The organism is Sandaracinus amylolyticus, from assembly GCF_021631985.1.
GTDB lineage: Bacteria > Myxococcota_A > Polyangia > Polyangiales > Sandaracinaceae > Sandaracinus > Sandaracinus amylolyticus_A.
This window is the reverse complement of the sequence record NZ_CP070225.1, coordinates 1995093-2020330: the sequence shown is the minus strand read 5'-3', so window position 1 is coordinate 2020330 and position 25238 is coordinate 1995093. Positions and strand designations below refer to the sequence as shown.

At 75.7% G+C, this 25238-nt stretch carries 12 protein-coding genes; 8 read left to right on the top strand and 4 right to left on the bottom strand.

The genetic code is table 11. The annotated features are described in order from the left end of the window. The first annotated feature begins 30 nt into the window (after positions 1–30). The 6 genes from glnE (at position 31) to I5071_RS08175 (ending at position 17134) form a co-directional block, all read left to right on the top strand. Positions 31–2994, top strand: a complete 2964-nt coding sequence (gene glnE / locus I5071_RS08200) for a bifunctional [glutamate--ammonia ligase]-adenylyl-L-tyrosine phosphorylase/[glutamate--ammonia-ligase] adenylyltransferase (protein WP_236607626.1) — start codon at positions 31–33, stop codon at positions 2992–2994. Then, the gene (locus I5071_RS08195) at positions 2991–5270 is read left to right on the top strand and encodes a DUF4388 domain-containing protein (protein ID WP_236604852.1); all 2280 of its coding nucleotides are present in this window, start codon (positions 2991–2993) and stop codon (positions 5268–5270) included. The genes glnE and I5071_RS08195 overlap by 4 nt, the downstream gene beginning before the upstream one ends. Before the next feature lie 48 nt (positions 5271–5318). Further along, on the top strand, positions 5319–6323 hold the full coding sequence (gene glk, locus I5071_RS08190) for a glucokinase (RefSeq protein WP_236604851.1): 1005 nt from the start codon (positions 5319–5321) through the stop codon (positions 6321–6323). A gap of 68 nt (positions 6324–6391) precedes the next feature. After that, on the top strand, positions 6392–8830 hold the full coding sequence (locus I5071_RS08185) for a tetratricopeptide repeat protein (RefSeq protein WP_236604850.1): 2439 nt from the start codon (positions 6392–6394) through the stop codon (positions 8828–8830). A 378-nt stretch (positions 8831–9208) separates the two neighbouring features. Next, entirely contained in the window at positions 9209–10957 is a 1749-nt protein-coding gene (sppA, locus tag I5071_RS08180) for a signal peptide peptidase SppA (RefSeq protein WP_236604849.1), read from the top strand. A 153-nt stretch (positions 10958–11110) separates the two neighbouring features. Continuing rightward, positions 11111–17134: a hypothetical protein gene (locus I5071_RS08175; protein ID WP_236604848.1), complete on the top strand. Its 6024-nt coding sequence runs from the start codon at positions 11111–11113 to the stop codon at positions 17132–17134. A 109-nt stretch (positions 17135–17243) separates the two neighbouring features. On the opposite strand, the gene I5071_RS08170 is transcribed toward I5071_RS08175, so the two are convergent. The 4 genes from I5071_RS08170 to I5071_RS08155 form a co-directional block, all read right to left on the bottom strand. Next, on the bottom strand, positions 17244–17930 hold the full coding sequence (locus I5071_RS08170) for a hypothetical protein (protein ID WP_236604847.1): 687 nt from the start codon (positions 17928–17930) through the stop codon (positions 17244–17246). 219 nt (positions 17931–18149) lie between these two features. Further along, positions 18150–19751 (bottom strand): 3-dehydroquinate synthase, encoded by a 1602-nt coding sequence (gene aroB, locus I5071_RS08165; RefSeq protein WP_236604846.1) that lies wholly within the window; start codon positions 19749–19751, stop codon positions 18150–18152. Between the two features lie 633 nt (positions 19752–20384). Further along, positions 20385–21620, bottom strand: a complete 1236-nt coding sequence (locus tag I5071_RS08160) for a sigma-54-dependent Fis family transcriptional regulator (RefSeq protein WP_236604845.1) — start codon at positions 21618–21620, stop codon at positions 20385–20387. Next, positions 21617–22918, bottom strand: a complete 1302-nt coding sequence (locus tag I5071_RS08155; RefSeq protein ID WP_236604844.1) for a phosphodiester glycosidase family protein — start codon at positions 22916–22918, stop codon at positions 21617–21619. The genes I5071_RS08160 and I5071_RS08155 overlap by 4 nt, the downstream gene beginning before the upstream one ends. 80 nt (positions 22919–22998) lie before the next feature. Between I5071_RS08155 and I5071_RS08150 the strand changes: the two genes are divergently transcribed. Together I5071_RS08150 and I5071_RS08145 are read left to right on the top strand one after the other, a co-directional pair. After that, complete coding sequence (locus I5071_RS08150) at positions 22999–24378, top strand: aminopeptidase P family protein (RefSeq protein WP_236604843.1); 1380 nt, start codon at positions 22999–23001, stop codon at positions 24376–24378. After that, on the top strand, positions 24378–25079 hold the full coding sequence (locus I5071_RS08145) for a dual specificity protein phosphatase family protein (RefSeq protein ID WP_236604842.1): 702 nt from the start codon (positions 24378–24380) through the stop codon (positions 25077–25079). Before I5071_RS08150 ends, I5071_RS08145 begins: the two co-directional genes overlap by 1 nt. Positions 25080–25238 lie beyond the last annotated feature (159 nt).

The following is a 25238-nucleotide window of genomic DNA, read 5'->3' as shown; positions in this document are numbered from 1 at the left end:
CCGCCCCCGCGGTACGCTGCGCGCGTGCCCATGCTCCCGCTCGCCCGTGAGATCGACACGCCCGCCGCGCGCGCGGCGATCGACGCGTTCGCGGCGGCGGGAGGAGACGCATCGCACGAAGGAGCGCGCACCCTGGTCGGTGTGCTCGGCGAGCACGCGCCGGCGCTCCTGCCGCTCGCGCTCGGCGATCCGACGCTGCCCGGCGACGTGCTGCGGATCGGGCTCGCGCGGCGCGCTCGGGTGGCGGCGCTGATCCGGCAGTTCGGCGCGGCGACCCAGGGCATGGAGGACGGGCCGGAGCTGCGTCGCGCGATGCGCCGGCTGCGGCACCGCCACATCGTGCGCATCGCCCTGCAGGAGATCCTGCGGCTCGCGGACATCGACTCGACGAGCGCGGAGATGGCGGCGCTCGCGGCGGCGGCGTGCGACAGCGCGCTCGAGGCCGCCAAGCGCACCGTGGAGAAGCGCTTCGGTGTGCCGGTGGGCGAAGGCGGCGCGCCGATCGGGCTCACGTGCCTCGGCATGGGCAAGCTCGGCGGCTGGGAGCTCAACCTCGGGAGCGACGTCGATCTCTGCTTCTTCTACGAGACCGACGACGGCGAGGTGCCGGGCGACGCGATCTCGGTGCACGAGCACCACGCTCGCACGACGGCGCGCTGCGTCGCGGCGATCTCCGACGTGACCGAGGACGGGTTCTGCTTCCGCGTCGATCTGCGGCTGCGTCCCGAGGGCACGCGCGGTCCGCTGGTGAACTCGCTCGCGAGCGCCGAGCGCTACTACGAGAGCTGGGGGCGCACCTGGGAGCGCGCGGCGTTGCTGCGCGCCCGGCCGATCGCGGGTGATCGCGCGCTGGGGCGCAGGCTGCTCGACGCGCTGCGGCCCTTCGTGTTCCGGCGCACCGTCGATCCCGGCATCGCGCGCGAGATGGCGCAGATGCTCGAGCGCTCGCGGCGCGAGCTCGCAGTCGACGAGGCGCGCGACGTGAAGCTCGGGCGCGGGGGCATCCGCGAGGCCGAGTTCTTCGTGCAGACGCTGCAGCTCGTGTGGGGCGGGCGGAACCCGCAGCTCCAGGTGCCGGGCACCATCCAGGCGCTGACGCGGCTCGAGGCCGCAGGGCTGGTGCGCGAGCGCGAGGCGCGCGCCCTCGCGGCGGGGTGGGCGCGGCTGCGGCGCATCGAGCACCGCATCCACGCGTGGTCGGGCTACCAGACGCACCAGCTGCCGCCCGAGGGCGCGGAGCGCGCACGCTTCGCGCGGTCACTGGGCTACGACGACGATCACGCGCTCGAGCGCGTGATGCGCGAGGATCGCGCGCGCATCGCCGAGCTCTTCGACTCGCTGATGCCCGAGGGCACGAGCGGGCGCCGCGAGCGCAGCGGGCGCGAGGAGCAGCTCGAGGCGCTGTGTGATCGCATCGCCGCGGGCGCCGACGTGGACACCGTCGCGGAGCTCGTCGCCCCGCTGCTGCCGGTCGGCGATCCACACGAGGCCGCCGAGCACCTGTGCCGCCTCGCGCGCCGCGCCGATGCGCCGCTCGGGCCGGTGATGCGCGAGACCGATCCCGGGCTCGGTCCGCGCCTGCTCGAGGAGGTCTCGAGCGTCGCCGATCCGATGGCGAGCCTGCGCCATCTCGCCGAGTTCTTCGCGCGCCTGCGCGGGCTCTCGCACGAGCGGAGGCTCTTCGAGGACCCGCTGCTCCTGCGGCGTCTCGTCGCGCTCTTCGGCACCTCGGTCACGCTCTCGAGCGGGCTCATCGGGCACCCCGAGGAGCTCGATCTCCTGCTCGCGCCGGGCGTCGTCGATGCGAGCGAGGTCGAGGCGCTGCACGCCGAGGTCGATGCGCTGATCGCGCAAGAGGGCGAGGTCGACGCCGAGGCGATCGTCGCGGCGATGCGTCGCGCCAAGCGCGGCGCGACGCTGCGCGCGGGGCTCGCGCTCGCGGCGGGCGAGCTCGCGCTCGACGACACCATGCGCGTGCTGACGCTCACCGCGGAGCGGCAGATCCGCGCCGCCGTCGCGCTCGCGACGCGCGAGTCGATCGCGCGCTTCGGCCCTCCCGCGCTCGGCCCGAGCGGGCAGCGCGCATCGCTCGTGGTCGTCGCGATGGGCAAGCTCGGCGCGCGCGAGCTCGGCTTCGGGGGCGACCTCGATCTGATCTTCCTCTACGACGAGGACGGCGAGACCGAAGGCGCGCGCTCGATCGGTCACGCCGAGCTCTTCTCGCGCATCGCGCAGCGCACCGTGCGCGTGCTCTCCCAGCCCGACGGCGAGGGCCCGGGCTACGCGACCGACACCCGCCTCCGACCGAGCGGCTCCCAAGGCACGCTCGTCGTCTCGCTCGAGTCGTTCGACCGCTACCACCACGAGAACGCGGCGCCCTGGGAGCGACAGGCGCTGCTGCGCGCGCGCCCCATCGCGGGCGAGCCCGCGCTCTGCGCCGCGGTCCAGGCGCGCATCGCGGCGATCACGCTCGCGGGCGAGCCGCCCCCGCCGCCCGAGGAGCTCGCGACGATGCGGGCGCGCATCCAGACCGAGCTTGCTGGCGAGAGCCGCGATCGATACCATCCCAAGCTCGGCTTCGGGGGTCTGGTGGACGTCGAGTTCCTCGCCCAATGGCTTCAGATGGAGCAGCGACTCCGGACGGAGCCCGAGGCGGTCCCCACCACGCCCGGCCTCGTCGCAGCGCTCGCGAGCGCAGGGCGCATCTCGCGCTCCGACGCCGACGCGCTGATCGAGGGCTTCTCGTTCCTGCGCGCGATCGAGCAGACGCTGAAGCTGCTCGACGAGGCGCGCGAGCCGGTGCTGCGGCCGGGCTCGCGCAGCGCGGAGCAGCTCGCGCGGAGGCTCGGCATCCGCGAGCGCGACGGGCACGATCCGGCGCGCGTGCTGACGTCGTCGTACCAGCGCACGACCGAGGAGATCCGCGCGGTGTTCGAGCGCGTGATCGCGCCGGTGCCCGCGCCCTCCCCGTGGTCCCCGGAGGCGAGCGCGTGATCCCGCTCTCCGTCTTCGTCGTGCATCCCGATGCCGCGATCGCGGCCCGCATCGCGCGGGCGATCGCGGTGGCGGGGCACGCGCCGGTGCTGCTCGCCGACGGAGAGCGCGCGATCGATCGCTTCGTGCAGGAGCCCGCGGACGTCGTCGTGGTCGACTTCTTCCTGCCGGGGCGCGACGGCGTGGCGACGATCGAGTCGATCCGCTGGGCGCCGGGCGGGCGCGACGCGCACGTCGTGCTGCTCGCCGCGCACGAGCCCGAGAGCGCGACGCTGCACGAGCTCGGGCGCCGCGTGGGCGCGACCGCGACGCTGCTCGGACCGCTCGACGACGACGCGATCGAGCGGCTCGTCGACGTGCTCGCGCGTCCGCCGGGAGAGAGCACGCGCGTCGCGAGCGTCGACGAGATCGACGGCCAGCTCGAGCGCCTGCTGCTGCCGACCGATGCGTTCGCGCAGCGTCCGACGATCACCGACGCGCGCCGCGACGAGGACGGCGACACCGACGAGCCGCCCGCCGCCGACGATGCGGCGGCCGCATGGCCGGTGGTGGAGACCGTGATGGCGAACGCGTCGCGCGCGACGACGCGCGAGGGTCACCACGACGCCGACCCCGAGGACGGCGGCTCGGGCGTGCTGCGACGCCCGACGTCGGGCCGCCTGACGACGCCGCCTCCCGCGATGCGCACGCCGGAGATCACGCCCGGGCACGGTCGCGAGATCCCCCCCGAAGCGTTCGCCGATGCGGACGCGCTCGAAGAAGGACGTCACGTCGGCGCCGACGCCCGCGCGAGCGAAGAAGGCTCGCAGCGCATCATGGGCTCGTTCGAGGAGACCAGCTTCGCCGCGCTCCTGCGACGGCTCGCGGACCAGCGCGCGACCGGCGGGCTCGTGTGCGTCGCCGAAGGGCTGCGGCGCGAGACGACCACCGGCGATCCGCCGACGAAGCTCGTCTACTTCCGCGCCGGCGTGCCGACGCACGTGCGCTCCAACCTGCTCGACGAGTGCCTCGGACAGATCCTCCTGCGCCGTCGCCGCATCGGCGCGGCGACGCTCGAGGAGTCGATCCGCCGCATGCGCCTCGGGCACGGCCTGCAGGGCGAGATCCTGATCGACATGGGCGCGCTCGCGCCGCTCGAGCTCGGCGAGGCGCTCGCCGATCAGGCGCGCGACAAGCTCTTCGACGTGTTCGGGTGGATGCGCGGGACCTATCGGTTCTCGACCAAGCTCGAGCCGCCGGAGAGCTCGGTGGGGATCGAGCTCGGCCTCGCGGAGATCGTCTACGAGGGCGTGTGCGCGGCGATGCCCGCGACCCGCCTCTTCGAGCTGCTCTCGCCCCACCTCGCGCGCTACCTGGTGCCCGATCCGGTGCAGCTCGCGCGCTTCGTGCGCGTGCGACTGGTGCCTGAGGCGCGTCAGGTGCTGGGGCGCGTCGACGGCAAGCTGACGCTCCGCGAGGTGCTCTCGATGGGCACGCGCCCCGGCGCGGTCGCGCAGCTCGTGTACGCGATGGAGTGCCTCGGCGCGGTGCACTACGCCGAGACCCCCGGGCGCGCGCTGCGCTCGAGCGAGACGCGCGGCCTGCCCTCGAGCCGCAGCGTGCCCACGCCGCTCTCGGGCGAGGGCAGCAGCACCGACGACGCGATGGATCGGATCGCCGACGAGACCACCGAGCCGCCCCGCGAGGTGCTGCTCCCGCCGCGCCAGGGCGCGGGCGAAGCGTGGGACGACACCACGTCGCCGGCGCGCGAGCGCGGGCGCGTGCCCGACGTGCGCCCCGGCATCGCGCGCGGCGACTCCTCGGGCATGCTCGCGACGCCGGAGCACGAGGAGCGTCGCGAGCCCGAGCGGATCGCCGAGGACGACGACGAGACCGCGCCGCCGGGCGGGCTCGATGCGCGCGTCGACGAGCTCTTCGAGGCCGAGCGCCACTTCCGGCGCGGCAACCGCGCCCTCGATCGCGGCAAGGTCCACGAGGCGCTCGGCGCGTTCTCGAAGGCGTACGAGATCTGCCCGGATCAGGGCGAGTTCCTCGCGTACGTCGGCTGGGCGCGGCACTGCCTCGCGCCCGAGGACGCGCGCTCGAACGACGTCGCGCTCGCCGACCTCGCGCGGGCGCGCCAGCTCTCGCCGGACCTCCACGTCACGCACCTGCTCCACGCACGCGTGCTCGCGAGCGCCGGTCGCACTGCCGAAGCGCACGGGGCGTACCTGCGCGTCCTGCAGATCGATCCCGGCTGCGCGGAGGCGCGCACCGCGATCGACGCCCTCGTGTGAGCGGCGCACGCTTGAAAGAAGCGGCGTCGCAGCCGATAGATAGGCGCGATGGTGACGATCGGAACGCGGGTGCTCGCCGGGGACGTGGGCGGCACCAAGACGGCTCTCTCGCTCTGCGAGCGACACGAGCGAGGCTGGGTCGAGGTCGCGACGACGACGTTCCCCAGCGCCGATCACGCCGGGCTCGAGGCGCCGGCGCGCGCGTTCCTGCAGACCGTCGGCGGCCCGCCGATCGTCGCGGCGGCGTTCGGCGTCGCGGGCCCGGTGAAGGACAACCGCTGCCACACCACGAACCTCCCCTGGCTGATCGAGCCGACCTCGCTCTCCGCCGCGCTGGGCGCGCGGCGCGTCGCGGTGATCAACGACTTCGAGGCGACCGCGCGCGGGCTGCTCGAGCTCGGCCCCGAGCACGTCGTGGTGATCCAGGAGGGCCAGGTCGATCCCCACGGTCCGATCGCGGTGCTCGGCGCGGGCACCGGCCTCGGCGAGGCCACGGTGGTGCGCACGCCGGCCGGCGTGCGCGTGCTGCCGAGCGAAGGCGGGCACACCGACTTCGCGCCGCGCGACGAGGTGGAGGACGGGCTCCTGCGCTTCCTGCGGCGCCGCCATCCCGATCACGTCTCGTACGAGCGCGTGGTGTCGGGCATGGGGCTCGAGGCGATCCACGCGTACCTCGTCGAGAGCGGGCTCGAGACGAGCCATCCCTCGACGCTCGCGCGGATGCGCGAGGAGGACGCGCCCGCGGTGATCGGCGAGCTCGGCGCGCGCGGGCTCGACCCCGCGTGCACCCGCGCCGTCGCGATGTTCGTGTCGCTCTACGGGGCGGAGGCGGGCAACCTCGCGCTCAAGACGCTGCCGACCGGCGGGCTCTTCGTGGCGGGCGGGATCGCGCCGAAGCAGCTGGACGCGCTGCGCAGCGGTGCGTTCCGCGAGTCCTTCCTCGCCAAGGGACGCATGCGCCCGGTGCTCGAGACGATCCGCGTGTCCATCGTGATCGAGCCGCGCACCGGGCTGCACGGCGCGCGTGCGCTCGCAGCCTCACTCGCGGAGTGATCACGCGACGTTCGACACGATCGGATGCCGCGGGTACCCTCGCGCGTCACCCACCGGAACACGCTTCGATGGACGTCACCTGCGAGCGCTGCGGGACCGAGTACGAGTTCGACGAGACGCTCGTCGCGGCGCGCGGGACCACGGTCAAGTGCACGAACTGCGGGCACCTCTTCAAGGTGTTCCGCCCGGGCGCGGCCGCGGCGTCGAGCGCGCCTGCGGGCGACGCGCGCGTGTGGACCGTGCGCCGCGCGGCCGGAGGCGCGAGCGAGAGCATCGCGTCGCTGAAGGATCTGCAGCGCAAGATCACGCTCGGTCAGCTCACGCCCGACGACGAGATCTCGCGCAGCGGCGAGGGATGGAAGCGCCTCGGCGACATCGCCGAGCTGCAGACGTTCTTCGCCGCGGCGCACGCGACCCGCAGCGAGCGGCGCGACGCGACCGGCACGCAGCGGCGTGATCCCACCGGCGCGAGCGCGACGCGACGCGACCCCACCGGGCGTACCGATCCCACCGGGCGCACCGACCAGCCCCGCCCGTTCGCGCCGACGGTCGAAGCGCCGGCCACCGATCGACCGCCGCCGCCCGCGGGGCGCGGCGCGGGCAAGTCGACGATGCTGGGCATGGGCGGCGCGAGCGCGCCGCCGCCGCGTCCGTCGTCGCAGCCGCTGCCGTCGGTCGAAGAGATCAAGGGACGCACCCTCGAGATGGCGGTGCCGCCGCCGCCCGGCGGGCCGGTGCCCTCGCCCGCGCCTCGGACCGGCTCGGTGTCGGCGCCGCGCCCGGTGCCCGACGCGCACTCGACCACGCCGGGCGGCATCCGCGCGCCCTCGGCGCGACCGCCCGCCCCGCCGCGCGCCGCGCCGCCGACCTCGCGCCCGCCGGCGCCCGCGATGACTTCGACCCCCGCGCCGCTCCCGCCGCCGCCGCGTGGGCCCGCGATGCCGTCGACGCCGGCGCCGCGCACGCCGACGCCCTCGGGCGAGAAGCGCGCGTCGTTCCGCCCGCTGCACGTCGACGAGGACGACGACCAGCCGGCACGCCCGCGCGCGCGCAGCCGCAGCGGGCTGTGGGTCGCGCTCGTGTTCCTGCTCGCGATCGCCGGCGGCGTCGCGGCCGGCTGGGACCGCATCGCGGGCCTGATCGCCGGGGGCGAGGAGACCGATCGTGCGGCGCCCTTCGTCGCGGCGGGCGACACGTCGCTGCGGCTCGACCACGAGGACGGCTACGACGACGCGATCGCGCAGTACACGAAGGCGCTCGCGTTCCGCGAGCACGACGCGCGCGCGCTCACCGGGCTCTCGCGCGCGCACGCGCTGATCGCGCAGCAGCACACCTTCGACGCGCTCGATCTCGAGGCCCGCGCCGAGGGCGACGCGACGCTGCGCGGCGAGGCGGCGACGCTGCGCCGCGACGCCGCCGAGCACGCGGAGGACGCGCGCGAGCACGCCGAGGCCGCCGCGCGCCACGGCGCAGGCGATGCCGACGCCGAGATCGCGCTGAGCGACGCGCTGAGGCTCGCGGGCGATCCGACGCTCGCGCGCTCGCGGCTCGATCGCGCGCGCACGCTGCGGAGCGCCCCCTCGGCCGAGGGCCTGCGCGTCGAGGCGCTGCTGGTCGCCGATCAGGCGGGGGCGATCGCGGCGGCCCGCCCGCTCGCGGAGCGCGCGGTCGCGGAGGATCCCGGGCTCGTCCGGGCGCGGCTCCTGCTGGCGCGCGCGCAGCTCGCGGCCGGCGACGTGAGCGCGGCGCAGCTCCAGCTCCAGGCGGTGCTCGATCGCGTCCCCGAGCACCCGATCGCGGTCGCGATGCGCGCCGCGATCGAGGCGGGACGTCCGCCCGCGGCGCCGGTCGTGGCGGGCACCGACGCCGGCACGCCGGTCGCGGCGATCGCGCCGACCCCGACGCCTCCGCCGCCCACGACGACGACCACCACCACGCCGCCCCCGCCGACCCCGACGGTCGCGTCCCCGCCGGTCGAGCCCGCGATGCCGCGGGGCTACGACGCGCTGGTGCGCGAGGCCGAGCAGCGCCTCGAGAACGGCGACACGCGCCGCGCTCGCGCCCTCTACGAGCAGGCGCTGCGCGAGCGCGCGGGCCCGGAGGCCAGCGCGGGCCTCGGCTTCGTCATGCTCGCCGAGGGCAACGTGCGCGCCGCGCTCACCCAGCTCGAGGGCGCGGCCGATCGCGGCTACGCCGACGCGCTGATCGGCGTGGGTGACGCCCATCGCCGGCTGAACCAGCGCGAGCAGGCGCTCGCGGCGTACGAGCGCTACCTCGAGCGCGCGCCGAACGGGTCGCGGGCGTCGATCGCGCGCCGTCAGGCCGACCGCCTGCGCACCGAGCTCGGCGCGAGCAGCACCCCCGAGCCGGCGCCGCAGCCGGCGCCCGAGCCGAGCGAGCCGGCGCCCGATACGGCGCCGACCACCGCGCCCGACGAGCTCCCCGGTCCGCGCGGCAGCACCACCCCGCCGCCCAGCGACGTTCCCGCGATCGACTCCGAGCCCTGATCGCACGGCGAGACCGGCCCCCCGATTTGCAGGGAGCGCCCGGACACGCGGCCGGGGCCTCCCTCGCATTCGCACGAAGCGTCCGGACACGCGTCCGGGGCCTTCCTCGCATTCGCACGAAGCGTCCGGACACGCGTCCGGGGCCTCCCTCGCATTCGCACGAAGCGTCCGGACACACGTCCGGGGCCTCCCTCGCATTCGCACGAAGCGTCCGGACACGTGTCGGGAGCCTCCCTCGCATTCGCAGGAAGCGTCCGGACACGCGTCCGGGGCCTCCCTCGCATTCGCACGGAGCGTTCGGACACGCGGCGGGGGCCTCCCGCGAAATCCTCGACCCCACGAGCATTCCGCGAGCGCTGGCCCTACGATCGCGTCCGCATGCGTCGCGCTCTCTCCTCGCTCACCGCGCTCTTCGTCCTCGCCTGCGGCGGCGATCCCGCCGCCCTCGACACCGAGACCGACGCGAACCCCGCGCGCCGCGAGCTCCGCGAGATCGTCCTGCTCGCGCCGCCCTCCGAGTCGGCGCAGCCCACGTTCTTCGAGGCGCCGCAGCCCGCGCTGCGCGACGTCGTGCAGCGCATCGACGACGCGCGCACCGACGAGCACGTGGTCTCGCTCTTCCTGCGCCTCGGCCCGATGGGCGGCGCGTGGGGCCGCATCGACGATCTGCGCGAGGCGCTGCAGGCGGTGCGCGACGCGGGCAAGCCCGTCCACTGTCACTTCGAGACGATCGACAACGCCGGCTACCTGCTCGCCGCCTCGGCGTGCGACCGCATCACTGTGACGCCCGCGGGCATGCTCGACACCGTCGGCGTCGCCGCCCAGGTCTTCTACGCGCGCTCGCTGCTCGACTCGATCGGCGTGAGCGCGGACCTGCTGCAGGTCGGCTCGTTCAAGGGCGCGGCCGAGCCCTTCACGCGGCAGGACATGTCGCCCGAGATGCGCGAGTCGCTCGGCACGCTGCTCGACGATCTGCAGTCGGGCCTGGTGCAGGCGATGGTGAGCGGTCGCGGCATGGAGGCCGCGCACGCGCAGCAGGTGCTCGACGCCGGTCCCTACGACAGCGCGGCCGCGCTCGAGGCGCACCTCGTCGACGCGATCGAGTACGACGACGAGGCGCGCACCCGAGCGCGCGAGGCGGGCGGCGCGACCCGCAACGTGCGGGTGCGCCTCACGCCGGAGCCCGAGGACGTGACGCTCGGCGATCTCCTCGGCGCGCTCACCTCGGGCGAGCCGCCCGAGAGCGAGGCGGTCGGGCCCCACATCGTGCTCGCCTACCTCGACGGCGAGATCACCGACGCCGAGGAGAGCGGCACCGGCACCGGCCAGTCGGGCCCCTTCGTGCGTCGCATGCGCGAGCTCGCGGAGGACGAGGACGTGAGGGCGGTCGTGCTGCGCATCGACTCGCCCGGGGGCTCGGCGCTCGCGAGCGATCGCATGTGGCACGCGGTGCGGCGCATCGCGGGGCGCAAGCCGGTGATCGTGTCGGTCGGCGACATGGCGGCGAGCGGCGGCTACTACATCGCGTCGGCGGGCCACGACATCGTCGCGCACCCCGCGAGCATCGTCGGCTCGATCGGCGTGGTGGGCGGCAAGGTCGACGCGTCGGCGCTGATGTCGCGCCTCGGGGTCCACGCCGAGACGATCACGCGCGGCGCGCACGCGGGCTGGTCCTCGCCGTCGGCGCCGTTCACCGACGAGGAGCGCGCGGTGCTGCGCCGGATCATGGAGAGCACGTACCGCCGCTTCGTGCGTCGCGTGTCGGAGGGCCGCGAGATGCCCGAGGAGCGCGTGCTCGCGTCGGCGGAGGGCCGCATCTGGAGCGGCCGTCAGGGCCTGGAGCGCGGCCTGGTCGATCGACTGGGTGGGCTCGGCACCGCGATCGCGATGGCGCGCGAGCAGGCGAGCCTCCCCGAGGACACCCAGGTCGTCGAGTGGCCGGCGCGCCGCACGATGATCGAGACGCTGATGCACACGATGCAGGGCGGCGACCCCGCGGAGGACGCCGCGGCCGCGCTGGTGCGCGCCGAGCTGGGCCCGGCGGCCGACGCGCTGCGCTGGGCGCGCTTCCTGCGCGCGGACCAGCCGGTCGTGCTCGCGCTCCCGATCGGCCTCGACGTGCGCTGATCGCTTGCGGGAGTGCTCGTCCCGCAGGTCCCGGACGGGAGCGCGCGACGCGCGCGGACGGTAGGGACCTGCGGGCGAGCCGATCTTTCGAGAGTGCTCGAGCCCGCGAAGAGAGCCCCTTCCCCTCTGGCGCACAGTGATAGAGTCGCGCGCGTGACGGAGGTCTGGGCGCCATCGCCGAGCCCCATCGCGCGCTTCCTTCTCGAGCTCGACGAGCGGGGCGCCGAGGGCGCGGTCGAGGTCGGAGAGCGGACGGTGGTGCTGAGGCGCGGCCGCGTGGTCGACGTGCGACGTGCGCCCGGCGATCCCTCGCTCCACGAGTTCCTCGCGAAGACGGGGCGCATCCGCGAGGAAGAGCGCGCCGCGCTCGGGCGGCTCTCGTCCGATCCCGATCGCCTGCCCGAGGGCTCGACGCTGCTCTCGCACGATGCGCTCGCCGAGACGCTGCGCGCGCTCTGGCTCGACCGGCTCGTGCGCGGAATGGGGAAGGCGGAGAGCGAAGGCCGCGCGGTCCCGGCGCTCCGCCCCGAGGCGCCGCCGCCCCACGTCTCCGCCGAGGCTTCGCTCGTGCCGCTGGTGCTCGACGCGCTCGAGCGCCGCGCCGCCGAGGGCGACGCCGAGCAGGTCGGCGCCCGCGCGACCCATCGCCTCGAGTGGCTCGAGGGCCCGCACACCGCGCGCGCTCGTCGCTGGGCGGGGCTCGAGGCCGCCGAGAAGAGCGCGAAGGAGCCGCGCATCGCCGCGTTCCTGATGAGCGCGCCCGCCGCCGCGTCACGCATCGCGGCGCTGGTCCGCGCCGGGCTCGCGCGGGTGGTCACGCCCGGCGCGAGCGCGCCCGCGCCCGCGCGCCGGCTCCCCTCGCTCGCCGCGCCCGCGCCGGCGAGCGACGCGTCGATCCGCCCGGGCAGCATCTCGATCCCGCCGGCGCGCGCCGCCTCGATCCCGCCGCCCCGGCCCGCGGCGGTGCAGCTCTCGCCCGGCGCCGCCCAGGCGTTCGCCCAGATCGAGACGTTCGATCTCACGCTGCCCGAGCTCCCGCCCGCGACGCGCGCGCTCGAGGACGCGCTCGATCCGCTCGAGCGCGAGATCGCGGTGCTCGAGGAGTCGGGCGCGCCCGCCGTCGAGCGTGCCGCCGCGTGGCGCGCCGCGGCCGAGACCTGGCTCGAGCGCTACGCGAGCGTCGAAGAGCGCGAGCGCGCCCTGCGCGAGGCCGCCGCCGCGCTCGCCGAGGATCCCGAGACGCTGCTCGCCGCCGCCGACGCGTGCGCCGCGTGCGCCCACACCGAGCTCGCGCTCGCGTACGGCCGCGCCGCGGTCGGCGCCGCCGGTGACGGACCGCGCCGCGACGACGTGCTGATCGCCTACGCGCTGCTCGCGCGTCGCATCGGGCGCACCCAGATCGCGCTCTCGGCGCTGCGCGCCGCGGCGACCGGCGCACGCGCGGCGGACGCGCGCGCGATCACCGCCTCGATCCTGCTCGCGCAGGGACGCGCCACCGACGCCGCGGACGAGCTCCTCGGCGCCGCGGTCCAGCTCGGCGAGAGCGATCCCGAGGGCGGCGCGTACCTCGTCGGCTCGGCGTGGTCGATCGCGCCCGGCCACGAGAACGCCGCCGACGCGATGGCGGCGTGGCAGGCCGCGGCAGGGCGCGGGCCCGCGGCGATCGCGCTGCGCGCGGACGCGGCGCGTCGCGCGAGCGAGCCCGACCTGCGTCGGCGCCTCCGCCTCGAGGCCGCCGAGCGCGCCGAGATGGACGAGCGCCCGCTGCTCGCCGCCGAGATGCTCCTCCGCGCGCTCGACGACGAGCCCGAGCTCGAGGTCCTCTACGAGCCGCTCGACATCGATCTCGAGGCCGCGGGCGCGCTGGTCGAGCGTGCGGTGGTGCTCGAGGAGCTCGCGACGGTGTGCCCGCCCGAGGCGCGGCTCTTCTGGCTCACCCGCGCCGCCGACGCGCGCCTCGAGATCGCCGGGGACGGCAGCTGGGAGCTCGAGCTGCGCATCCGCTGCCTCGAGGTCGAGCCCACCGACGAGCGCGCGCGCGCCGCGGTGCAGCAGCAGGCCGAGGCCGCCGCCGATCCGATGCTGCTCGCCGACGCGCTCGAGCGGGCGATCCGCGCCTCGGGCTGGACCTCGGACGCCGCGCGCGCCGCCGCGCTCGAGGAGCTCGCGCGGACCGCGGAAGACGTGACCCGCGAGCCGCTGCGCGCGGCGTGGGCACGCTCGGTCGCCGCCGCGCTCGGCGGCGAGCCGATGTCGAAGGCGCGCGCGCGCTTCGAGAGCACGATGCGCCCCGCGATGCAGCGCGCGGCGGAGCTCGACCGCCTCTCGCGCCAGGGCGAGCCCTCGGAGCGACGCGACGCGACCCGCGGCCTCGCCGCGATCCTCGCCCAGGATCCCGAGCGTCGCGAGCGCGCGATCGCGCTGCTCGCCGGGATGATCGACGAGGGCTGGGACGACGGCGCGGGCGACCTGCTCGAGCGCATCCTCGCGCTGCGCGGCGACATCGCGGGCCGCATCCAGGTGCTCGAGCGGCGCGTCGAGAACGAGGGGCGGCGGATCGAGCGCGTGCGGCGCCTGCTGCGCATCGCCGGGCTCGAGGCGGTGCGCGGCGATCATCGCGCCGTCGCGCGCGCGTGCCTGCGCGTGCTGAACGAAGTGCCCGGCCACCGCGAGGCGATCGTGCGGCTGCGCCGTGCCGCGTCGCGCCTCGGCGACGACGCGCTGGTGCGCGATGCGCTCGCCCGCGAGTCGCGCCTCGCGCTCGCTCCCCCCGACCGCGCGCGGGCGCTCACCGGCCTCGCGGCGCGCTGCGAGTCCGCGGGCGATCGCGAGGGCGCACGGGTCGCCGCGATCGACGCGCTGCTCGCCGATCCCGAGGCCGCCGAGGCCGCGCTGATCCTCACGCGGCGGCTCGCGAGCGATCGTGGCAGCGCGCCGCCCGCGGCGATCGCCCGGGCCCGCGCGCTCGTGGGCGACATGCCGCCGCTGCTCGCGGCCGACGTGCGCGCCGCCGAGCGCGAGCACGATCGCCTCGACGCGATCGAGCGCTGGGCGCGGCTCGCGCCGTACCAGGCGGAGCCGTGGCGCGACGCGCTGCAGGTCGCGCTCGAGCAGGGCGAGATCGAGCTCGCGGTGCGCGCCGTCGAGGCGCTCACCCGCGATCCGCGGTGCGAGCCCGCGAGCATCGGCCCGATCGCCGACGCGCTCTCCGCGCTCGATGCGCGGGGCGCGATCGAGCGCGCCGGCGCGCTCGCGGTGAGCAGCGCCGATCGCTTCGGCGAGGCCGGCGTCCCGCTGCGCGAGATCGCGGGCGCGCTCGCCCAGCGCGCGGGCTCGCCGCACTTCGTGATCGCCGCGCTCGAGCGCCGTCTCGCCGCGTCGAGCGAGGACGACGCGATCGCGACGCTCCGCGAGATCGCGGCCCAGCACGCGCGCGGCGGCGACGTCGCGGGCGAAGCGCGCGCGCTGCTGCGGGTCCTGGCGCGCGTGCCGCGCGACGAGACGTCGATCACCCGCCTCGCCGAGATCTACGCGAGCACCGGCGAGCACGACCGGCTGATGGCCGCGCTCGCGCTGCGCGTGGCCGAGGGCGCGAGCGACGACGAGCGCTTCGAGGGCCGCCTCGGGCTCGCCGCCGCGAGCATGCAGGTGCTCGCCGATCCCTCCGCCGCCGAGTCGTTCGCGCGCGCCGCGCTCGAGGAGCTCCCGCCGGTCGCCGACGAGCCCTCGCTCTTGCGCGTCGCGAGGACCGCGGGCGTGCTGGTCGCGATCGACTGCCCCGAGGCCGCGGTCGCGGTGATGCGCGACGAAGCGCGCCGCGCCGAGGGCGCGTGGGCGGGACGGCTCTGGGAGCGCGCCGCCGCGCGCGCCGCGCGCCACGCGGGGAACCTCGCGCTCGCGATCCAGATCATCCACGAGGGCCTCCGCGCGGTGCCGGGCCACGGCCCGCTCCTCGTCGCGTTCGAGCAGCTCGCCCTCGAGCGCCAGGACGTCGAGGACGCCAAGCGCACCTACGAGGAGCTGATCGCGCACGCGATGGGGGCGAGCGGTCGCCGCGCCCTGCTCTACCGTCGCGCGCGCTGGCTCGAGCGTGCGGGCGCGGAGCGCGACGCGCTCGACGCGTATCTCGAGGCCGCGCGTCACGCCGCGAGCAGCGGCGTGATCCTCACCGCGATCGAGCGCCTCGCGCGCACCACCGGCGATCTCGACGCCCTCGCGCGCGGCCTGCTCCTGCTCGCCGAGAACGCGCCGCATCCGATGGTGCGCTTCGCGATGCTGCGCCGCGCCGCGACCCTGCTCGACCAGGAGATCGGCCGCCCCGAGCGCGCGTGGGAGGTGCTCTTCCCGGTGTGGAAGGAGACCGGCCTCAGCGAGCTCGAGGAGGAGCTCGGACGGCTCGGCGCGCGGATGGGCGAGGCCTCGCACGAGCTCGGCGAGCGCGCGTTCGGCGACCTCTTCGGCGAGCTCGCACGCCGGGCCGACGAGGCGTGGATGGCCGACGAGAAGGCCCGCCTCACGATGAAGGCCGCGCGCCTGCACGCGGTCGCGCGCGGCGATCTCGCCCGCGGCGAGCAGCTCGCGAACGAGGCGCTCGCCGCGCTGCGCGCCGAGGAGCCGGAGCCCTCGAAGATCGCGGGCATCCTCGCGGAGCTCGCGAGCTGGCTGCGCCGCGATCCCGCGCGCCGCGAGGAAGCGCGCGCGAAGGTGCGCGAGGCGCTCGAGACCGATCCCACCAGCGACGACGCCAAGCGCGTCGCGGCGGAGCTCGGCGTCGCCGTGCCCGCGGGCTCGGGCTCGCTGGCGTCGGCGGTCTCGGTGATCGCGCATCCCGCGCCCTCGGAGCTGCCTGCGCCGGTCCCGAGCTACGCGCCCGCGCCCTCGTACGCGCCGGCGCCGATCGCGACCGCGCCCCGCCCTCCCTCGACGCGCCCGGTCTCCACCGCGAACGGCCACGCCGCGCCCTCGCTGCGTCCCTCGCGCCCGCCGGTCGCGCTCCCCGAGCCCGACGAGGAAGAGCCCGCCGAGCCCGGCGACCGCCCGTCGCGCATGGACCTCTGGCTCCCCGCGCCGCCTTCGCTCCCGCCCGCGCCCGGCGGTCCCTCCCCCATCGCGATGCCGGTGTCGGAGGACGAGCCGCTCGACGACGACGCGCTCGACGAGCTCGAGGCCCGCGCCCGCGCGCTCGCCGCGAGCGACGACGATCTGCTCGAGGCGGCCGCGCTCCTGCGGTCCGCGCTGGTGATCGATCCCGGGCGCGTCGCCGCGATCGAGCTGCTCGGCGAGATCGCCACGCGGGCCGGCGCGCGCGGCGCGGCGTACGTCGCGAGCGCGGTGCTCGCCGCCTTCGAGCCGCGACGCAGCGCGCCGCCGGTGCTCGGGCTCGACGCACGCTCGCTCGCCGACGCCCGCGGCACGCTGCTGCGCAACCCCGCGCACGAGAGCGCGCGCCGGCTGCTCGCGCTGGTGTGGGAGTCGGCGCTGCCGCTCTTCCGGGTGACGCTCCAGCAGCTCGGCATCCTCGGCACCGATCGCGTCGGGCCGCACACCGGCTCGGGCATCGGGCGCGCGCTCGCCGCCACGCTCGACGCGCTGCCCGAGGGCGACGACGTGACGCTCTTCGCGACGCGCGCCGCGGGCACGGGGGTCACGCCGATCCGCACCCATCCGCCGGCGGTCCTCGTCGGCGCCGACGCGCCGGGCGACGATCGCTCGCTGCGCTTCCTGCTCGGGCGCGCCATCGAGCTCGCGCGGCCCGAGCACGTGCTGCTCGCGACGCTCGGCGGCGACGAGGGGCAGACGCTCTACGCGGCGCTGCGCGCAGCGTTCGGTCCCGCCGAGGGCGCGCAGGTCGCGCGCGAGGCGGCCGCGCTCGCGTCGCAGCTCTGGCGCACCATCCCGACCCGCAACCAGCGCGACGTGCGCGAGCTGCTGCTCGAGTCGGAGAGCACGCTCGACTGGGACACCCAGCGCGCGTCGGTGCTCGGCGGCGCCGCGCGCGCCGGGCTCGTCGCGTCGGGCGACGTGCGCGCGTCGATCGTGGCGCTGCGCGCGCTCGAGGCCCAGGAGCGCGGCATCCGCCCCCCGAGCTCGCTCGCGGACGCGGTGGCGGAGTCGGGCGCGCTCGCCGATCTGCTGCGCTTCGCGTTCGGCGACGCGTTCGTCGGCGCGCTGCGGTAGTCCCTACGGGAGTGCTCGTCCCGCGGGGACCGGACGGGAGCGCGCGGACGGTAGGGACCGGCGGGCGAGCCGAGTTTTGATCCGTCGTTGCGCGCGAAGCGCGCCGAGGTCAGGGGCAGGCTTCGACCGCGGCGGACACCGCGTCCTGCCCGACCAGGCACGAGAGCGCGTCGACCGCCATGCCTTCGTCGGTCACCTGGCAGACGAACAGGCATCCGTCGCACAGCTCGATCGGCATCTGGAACTCGCCGGTCGTCTGCGTCGAGTCGCCCGACGTCGTGCCGCGCAGCGTGATCGCCGCGACGATCATCCCGGTGCGGCCCACCAGCGCGTCACCGTAGACCGGGGGGATCACGTCGACGACCGACGCGCCGCGCCCGAATTCCGTCTCGTCTCCCGCCGACGGGATGAAGCCGCTCGCCGGCACCCGGAACCGCGACGGCAGATCACCGAGGTCGAGCGGCGAGCCGTCGATCCCGCGCAGCTCGACCTCGGCCTCCTCGACGAAGAACGAGTTCGGGTCCGCCATGATCGGGTAGTCGCTGCGCCCGAGGTTCAGGAACCGGTTCACGACCTGGAAGCTCGCGGTGTAGCGGATGCCCCGCGTCCGCACGCGGCCGAAGACCGGCGAGGTGTCGAGCGTCGGGAGCAGGACGAACGTCGGCTCCGAGCCCGGGTCGACCGAGCACATCTCGCCGAAACCGAGCACCCCCTCGATCTCGATGCCCGGGTTCGACGGAGCGCAGCCGGCGAGCGCGAGCAGAAGCGCGAGGAACGACCCAACCCTGGCGTGCATGGGATCCAGCGTACGCCCGCCGCCGTGGCGCAGCCAAATTGCAGTCAAAGGCGGCTCACTAGATCGGCTCGCCCGCCGTCCCTACCGTCCGCGCGCGTCGCGCGCTCCCGTCCGGGACCTGCGGGACGAGCACTCCCGCAGGCGATCGGCTCGCCCGCCGGTCCCTACCGTCCGCGCGCGTCGCGCGCTCCCGTCCGGGACGAGCACTCCGGCAAGGAGTCAGCCGCCGGTGGCGATGCGCTTCAGCTCCGCGATCGCGACCATCCGCAGCCCGACGTTCCCGGCCGCGCCGGGCGACACGAAGCGCACGTCACTGCCCTTGCGCTTCTTGTCCGCGCCCACGAACGCGAGCGCGGTCTCATCCAAGTAGCGCTCGGGATCGGTCGGCAGGCCGAGGCGCGTCAGCAGCGCGATCATCCGCCGCTCGTCGTCGGGGCGCGCATCGCCCAGCGTGCGCGCCACCCGCACCGCCGCGACCATCCCGCGCGCGACCGCCTCGCCGTGGCGCATCGTGTACCCGCTCGCGGCCTCGATGGCGTGCCCCAGCGTGTGCCCGAGGTTCAGGAGCGCGCGCGGCCCGCGCTCGTGCTCGTCCTCCGCGACGATGCGCGCCTTCAGCGCGACCGACATCCGCACCGCGCGCACCGTCGCCTCGGCGTCGCCCGCGAGCAGCGCGTCGGCGTCGCGCTCGAGCGCCGCGACCGCGTCCTCCGAGTCGATCCACGCGGACTTCACGACCTCGGCGAGCCCGGCGATGCGCTCGGCGCGATCGAGCGTCGAGAGCGCGTCCACGTCGCAGAGCACGGTGCGCGGCTGGTGGAACGAGCCGATCAGGTTCTTGCCCTGGGCGCGATCGAACCCGGTCTTGCCGCCGACCGAGCTGTCGACCATCGCGAGCAGCGAGGTCGGGATCTGCGCGAGCACGATGCCGCGCAGGATCGTCGATGCCGCGAACGCCGCGAGGTCGCCCACCACGCCGCCGCCGACCGCGACCACCGCGCCGTGGCGATCGATCCCCGCCTCGAGCGCCGCGTCCCAGATCCGCTCGACCGACCCGATCGTCTTGTGCTGCTCGCCCGGCGCGAGCGTCACCGGCGCCGCGCGCAGCCCCGCGCCCTCCACGTAGCCGCGCGCGTTCGCGGCCCACGGCGCCTCGACGTTCTCGTCGCCGACCACGACGGTCGTGCCCGACACCCCGGCCTCGCGCAGCCGTGCGCCCAGGCGCGACGCGACGCCCGATCCGATCTCGACGCGGTAGCTGCGCTCGCCGAGCGCGACCGCGACCGGACGCTCCCGCGCGACGCGCACGATGTCGTCGGCGATCGCGCTCGCGTCGCGACCCCGGGTGTCGATGCGCGCGTGGCACTCGGCGTAGGCGGCGGCGCGCTCCTCGAGGATCGTCGCGAGGACGCGCGTGCTGTCGCTCGCGCTCGCGAGCAGCGGCCGATCGTCGCCACCCGCGACTCGACGCGCGAGCTCCTCGGGCGGCGCGTGCAGGGTCACGAGCGTGCCGCGCGCGAGCAGCATCCGGCGGGTCGCGGTGTCGGTCACGGTGCCGCCGCCGAGCGCGACGACGCGCGTGCCCGGCTCGCTCGCGACGCGGGCCGCGGCCTCGCGCTCGATGGCGCGGAACACGGGCTCGCCGCGGTCGCGGAAGATCGCGCGCACCGACGCGCCCTGCTCGGCCTCGATGCGCGCGTCGAGATCGACGAACGGCGCCCCGAGCCGCTCCGCGAGCGCGCGCCCGACCGTCGTCTTCCCGCTGCCCATCGGCCCGGAGAGGAAGATCGAAGCGCTCTCGAGCTCGGCGGCACGCGTCATGGTCCGGCCAGACTGTCCGCGCCCGCGGCGGAGTGCACGCCCAATGGAAACCGGGTCGGGGTCCGGGTCGGGGTCGGCGCGGGAACGGGAGCTGGGCCGGATCGGGCGCGAGAGACCGGTCTCGGGGTGGCGTCGCGTCCCTTGGCCGTTTCGCCCGACCTGCGACCGCGATCTCGGGCGAAATGGCCAGAACACGCGAGTTTTGGTCCCCAGAGGCCCGAAATGGTCAATTCGTGCGTCTGGGGACCTTCTCGTGCAGTCCTACGGTCGCGCCGGGGGTCCCCAGACGCTTCCAACGGCCAATTTTCGCGAGTCGACCAGCAGAATCATTGAGGAATCGACCATTTTGCGAATCGTTCGCGGCACAACTCCGCGTCGCGTCGTCGCCGCGCATCCGCGCGCAACTCGCTGATTCCACGACCCATTCGCCGTTTCGCACGATGCGCCGGCGCAGCTCGGCATGGCGCGACCCGTGTCGGTTCGGCGCGCCCGAACGTCGTCCAGCACGCCGATCGCGCCAGAGTGCCCGTCCGATCCCGTCGAGATCGTGCACCACGACGGCATTCTGCCGGCGACGTACGCGACCGCGCGAGACGGACGTGCCGCGTGCGCGTGCTCGGCCGTGTCCGGCCCTCAGCGCAGGTTGTGCTTCTTGGCCAACCGCGCGAGGTGGTTGCGATCGAGCCCGGCTTCCGCAGCCGCCCGGCTCAGGTTCCCGCCCGCTCGCTCCAGCAGCTGCGCGACGTAGCCGCGCTCGAACGCGTCGAGCAGGCGATCCTTCGCCTCCTTGAACGGCATCCGCGCGAGCTCGTCCGTCACCTGCTCGCCCGGGGGCGACGACGGGCGCGCCGGCACCGCGCTCCGCAGCAGCGTCTCTTCGATGGTCCGGCGCAGCTCGCGCACGTTGCCGTCGAAGCGCTGCGCGCGCAGCTGCCCCAGCTCGGCCGCGCCGAGGCGCAGCTCCGGGTACCCGAGCTCCTCGAGCAGCGCGTGCACGAGGCGCGGAAGATCCTCGAGGCGATCGCGCAGCGCCGGTACCTCGACGCGCACCGACGCGAGGTGGAACCAGAGATCGCGACGCAGCGCGCCCCGCTCGACCAGCGCGCGCGGATCGCCGCGGCTCGTCGCGAGCACGCGCACGTCGATGCCCTCGCGCTCCCGACGATCGAGCGCCGCGGAGAGCGCGTCCTGCACCACGCCGCTCGCCTCGTCGATGCGCTCCAGCAGCAGCGTGCCCCCGATCGCCGAGCCCATCGCGCCGCTCACCGACGCCGCGGGCACGCCGCCGAGCTCGATGACCACGAAGGGCCCGCGGGCGCGGCTCGACGCGTCGTGGATCGCGCGCGCCGCCTCGGTCTTGCCGACGCCCGGCTCGCCGTGGAGGAGCACCGCGACGTCGGTCGCGGCGACGCGCTCGAGCTGCCCGAAGAGCCGGCGCATCGCCGGGCTCGAGCCGACGAGCCGACCGAAGCGCGTCGCCTCGGAAGGCGCATCCGGGAGCGGCACGTCGGAGGGCAAGAGCTCGACGCGCGTGCGGCCGAGCCGCACCTCCGAGCCCACCGGCACCAGCACGCTCTCGATGCGCGACTCGCCGACGAACGTGCCGTTCGTCGAGCGCAGATCCTTCACCCGCACCCCGGCGGGCAGGAGCGCGAGCTCCGCGTGGTAGCGCGACACCGTGCTGTCGGTGAGCACGAGATCCGCTTGGGGATGGCTGCCCACCACCATCGTGCCCTGATCGAGCTCGCGCTCGGCCCCGCGATCCGGGCCCGACGCCACGCGCACCCGCACCCGGCGCAGCACCAGCGTGCCGCCCGCATCCGTCGCGAGCACACCCGTGCCCGGGCCGATCCGGCTCGTCGCGCTCACGCGCGCCTCCCTCGTCGCATCCAAGCTCCCACCGTCGCGAGCATCGCGAGGATCGCGGCCGCGCGCCAATCCGTGCGCGCACCGGCGCTCACCGAGCACCCGCCGCCGATGCCGCGGCTCGTCGATCCACCGTCGACCTCGGCGGTCGCGTCGATCCCGCCCGCGTCGACGATCGGATAGACGCCCGCGTCGATCCCGCGCGGCGGCGCGGCGCACTCCGCGGTCCCGCTCCCCGGCGTCATCTGGAAGCTGCACCACTCCTCGTACCCCGGCGGGACCGTGCAGACCTTGCATTCGTCGCGATAACCGGCGAGCGAGGCGTGGACGATGTACGTGCGCGCCGCGATGTCGAGCTGCCAGTACGCGCTGGCGTTGGCGCGCGGCATGGCGACGAGGCGCCCGTCGGTGCTCTCCACGCGGTACGTCCCGCCGGGCAGGCGCGTGTGGTCGGGGAGCTCCATCACGCTGCGCAGCAGGCCGGTCGCGCCCGCGGCGCGGTTCACGATGCCGAGGAAGGGGCCCGCGGCGCGCAGCGCGCCGTCGCTCGAGGGGATCTCCGCGACCGCGCCCGCGGTGGTGAGCGCGCTGGTCGCGCCCTCGCCGATGCGGATCGCGTCGTGCGCGCCGGCCTCGCTCGTGAGCGCGCCGAGCTCGGGATCGCTCACGCCCTCGCTGGTCGCCGTCCAGCCCTCGACGACGACGATCACCAGGGTGCGCCCGTCACCCGAGATGCCGACCGCGGTGCGGGGCCGTCGCTCGCACCCGCCGCCCTCGCACCCGGTGATCGGCGCGCCCGCGCGCACGACCTCGACGCCCGACACCACCGAGCGCATCCAGCTCTCGGCCGGGGCCGTCTGGACCGCGGGAACGACCAGGCCCGCGCCCTCCGCGTCGAGCGCGAGCACCGCGCGCGTGCCGTCGTCGGCGCTGCCGGGCCACACCTCGCCCTCGGCGATGGTGAGGCCCTCGGGATCCCAGCCCGGGAAGCGGAACGCACCGCCCTGCACCGCGACCACCGCGCCGGGCACCGACGCCCGCCACGCGCTCGCGGTCTGCCCGCGCTCGCCGCTGCGCGCGATGCGCACTCCGACGTCGCTCGCCGCCAGGTCGGCGTGCACCACCGACCAGCGCCGCCCTTCCTCGGTGCAGCGTTGCACCGTGACGCCGATCGAGAGCGACGCCTCGGCCTCGCAGTCGGCGTGCGCCGACGACGCCACCAGCGTCACCGCGATCACCAGGACCGCGGTGGGCGCGTGGGCGAGGTGTCCCGGGAGGTCGGGGCGGCGGCCGGAAAGCACTCGCGAGCAGCATAGCAGCCACACCGCGCGGACGTGCGTGCGCTCCTGCCCGCGCCCGCCGTGGCTCCTATACTCCGCCGATGCTGCTCCCGCGGATCGACACCGCCGCGCTCGTCGCGCGCAGAGCGCGCCTCTCGACGGCGCTCGAGGGCGCGCCCGCCCTGATCGCCGCCGGCGCGCCGAGCCCTCGCAACTACCGCGCGAACCCCTGGCCGTTCCGCGCCGCGAGCCACTTCCTCTACCTCGCGGGCGTGCCGATCCCCGGCGCGTTCCTGCTGCTCGAGGGCGATGCCGCGACGCTCTTCGTCGAGACGCCCGACGACGACGACGAGCTCTGGCACGGGCCGAGCGCGACGCTGGCGGACCTCGCGGCGGCCGTGGGCTGCGCGGTGCGCGACGCGAGCGAGCTGCCGCGCCTGCTCGCGGGGCGCCGCGTCGCGACGCTGCCGGCGATCGACGCGCCGACGCGCGAGCGACAGAGCGAGCTGCTCGGACGTCCGGTGCGCTACGGCGCGCTCAGCGACGACGACGCGACGCTCGCCGACGCGGTGATCGCGCTGCGTCTGGTGCACGACCAGGCCGCGATCCGCGGGCTGCGCGAGGCGGCCGAGGGCACGACCGCGGCCCACCTCGCGGGCATGCGCGCCACGCGCGCCGGGCTGCGCGAGCACGCGATCCGCGGCGCGATGGAGAGCGCGCTGCTGACGCGCGGGATGGGCACCTCGTACCAGTCGATCGTGACGGTGCACGGCGAGGTGCTGCACAACCACGGGTACGGCCACGAGCTGCGCGACGGTGATCTCCTGCTCGCCGACGTCGGCGCGGAGACCGAGGGCGGCTGGGCCGGAGACGTGACGCGCACCTGGCCGGTGAGCGGTCGGTTCAGCGAGACCCAGCGCTCGATGTACGAGCTCGTGCTCACCGCGAACCGCGCCGCCATCGAGAAGGTCGCGCCCGGTGTTCGTTATCGCGACGTGCACCTCGCGTCGTGCCGCGTGATCGCGCGCGGCCTCGTCGATCTCGGCGTGCTGCGCGGCGATCCCGAGGAGCTCGTCGCGGACGGCGTGCACGCGCTCTTCTTCCCGCACGGCGTGGGGCACCTGATCGGGCTCGACGTGCACGACATGGAGGATCTCGGCGATCGCGCGGGGTACGCGCCGGGACGCACGCGCTCGACGCAATTCGGGCTCTCGTACCTGCGCCTCGATCGCGATCTCGCGCCGGGGATGGCAGTCACGATCGAGCCGGGCTTCTACGTGGTGCCCGCGATCCTGCGCGATCCGAAGCTCACGGCGATCGCGCGCGATCGCATCGATCACGCGACGCTCGAGCGGTTCGCCGACGTGCGCGGCATCCGCGTCGAGGACGACGTGCTGGTGACCGAGACCGGGTCCGAGGTGCTGACGAGCGCGATCCCGAAGTCGGTGCGCGACGTCGAGCACGCGGTGGGCGGAGGCTGATGCGCTTCGGCTGGTTCCAGGTCGTCCTCGGCCTGCTGCTGATCGGATGCGCGGGCTGGATCGGCGGGCCCGCGTGGGCGCTCACGTGGCCGGCGCTCGCGGTGATCGCGGTGGGGCTCGGCTACCTCGGGCTCGGGCCGGGCGTGTTCGGCAAGCGCGACGACGGAACGCTGCGGACGCCGCACTTCGTGCTGCTCTTCCCCTATCACGTGGTCGCGTGGATGCGCGTGAAGTGGGACGCGTGGCGGCGTCGCGAGGACGCGTGGAACGAGGTCGCGCCGGGGCTCTATCTCGGGCGCATCGTCGGGGCCGAGGGACTGCCGCCGGGCACGCGCGTGGTCGTGGATCTCACGAGCGAGTTCGCGTGCGGCGCGGCGATGCGCGACGGGCGTGACTACCACTGCCTGCCCGCGCTCGACACGTCGGTGCCGCGCTACTCGGACTTCGCGCGGCTGGCGCGCGCGATCGCGGCGCACGAAGGGCCGGTCTACGTGCACTGCGCGGCGGGGCACGGCCGGAGCGCGACGTTCGCGGCGGCGCTGCTCATCGCGCGTGGTCAGGCGGGCGACGTCGACGAGGCCGAGGCGAAGCTGCGCGAGGCGCGACCGACGGTGCACCTGCATCGCGGGCAGCGCGCGATGGTGCAGCGCTTCGCCGAGGAGCTGCGCGCGCGCGCGACGCCGTCTCTCGCGACGGCGTGAGTGGCGCCGTGCCGAACGAGCAAGCGGGGCTGGGGCCCCGCGCGCACCGTTTGGGGTGGAGGGCCCCGATCCGGCTTCGCCGGTCGGGAGGAGGGGTCTTCCAAGACCCCTCCCGCAAACGGAGCGCGGGCCTGGACGTCGCCCGAGGTGATCGCCAGG

Coding starts and splice junctions, on each gene's coding strand:
- I5071_RS08150 (WP_236604843.1), top strand. CDS start 22,999: ATGCTGCTCCCGCGGATCGACACCGCCGCGCTCGTCGCGCGCAGAGCG.
- I5071_RS08185 (WP_236604850.1), top strand. CDS start 6,392: ATGGACGTCACCTGCGAGCGCTGCGGGACCGAGTACGAGTTCGACGAG.
- aroB (WP_236604846.1), bottom strand. CDS start 19,751: ATGACGCGTGCCGCCGAGCTCGAGAGCGCTTCGATCTTCCTCTCCGGG.
- I5071_RS08170 (WP_236604847.1), bottom strand. CDS start 17,930: ATGCACGCCAGGGTTGGGTCGTTCCTCGCGCTTCTGCTCGCGCTCGCC.
- glk (WP_236604851.1), top strand. CDS start 5,319: ATGGTGACGATCGGAACGCGGGTGCTCGCCGGGGACGTGGGCGGCACC.
- glnE (WP_236607626.1), top strand. CDS start 31: ATGCTCCCGCTCGCCCGTGAGATCGACACGCCCGCCGCGCGCGCGGCG.
- I5071_RS08145 (WP_236604842.1), top strand. CDS start 24,378: ATGCGCTTCGGCTGGTTCCAGGTCGTCCTCGGCCTGCTGCTGATCGGA.
- sppA (WP_236604849.1), top strand. CDS start 9,209: ATGCGTCGCGCTCTCTCCTCGCTCACCGCGCTCTTCGTCCTCGCCTGC.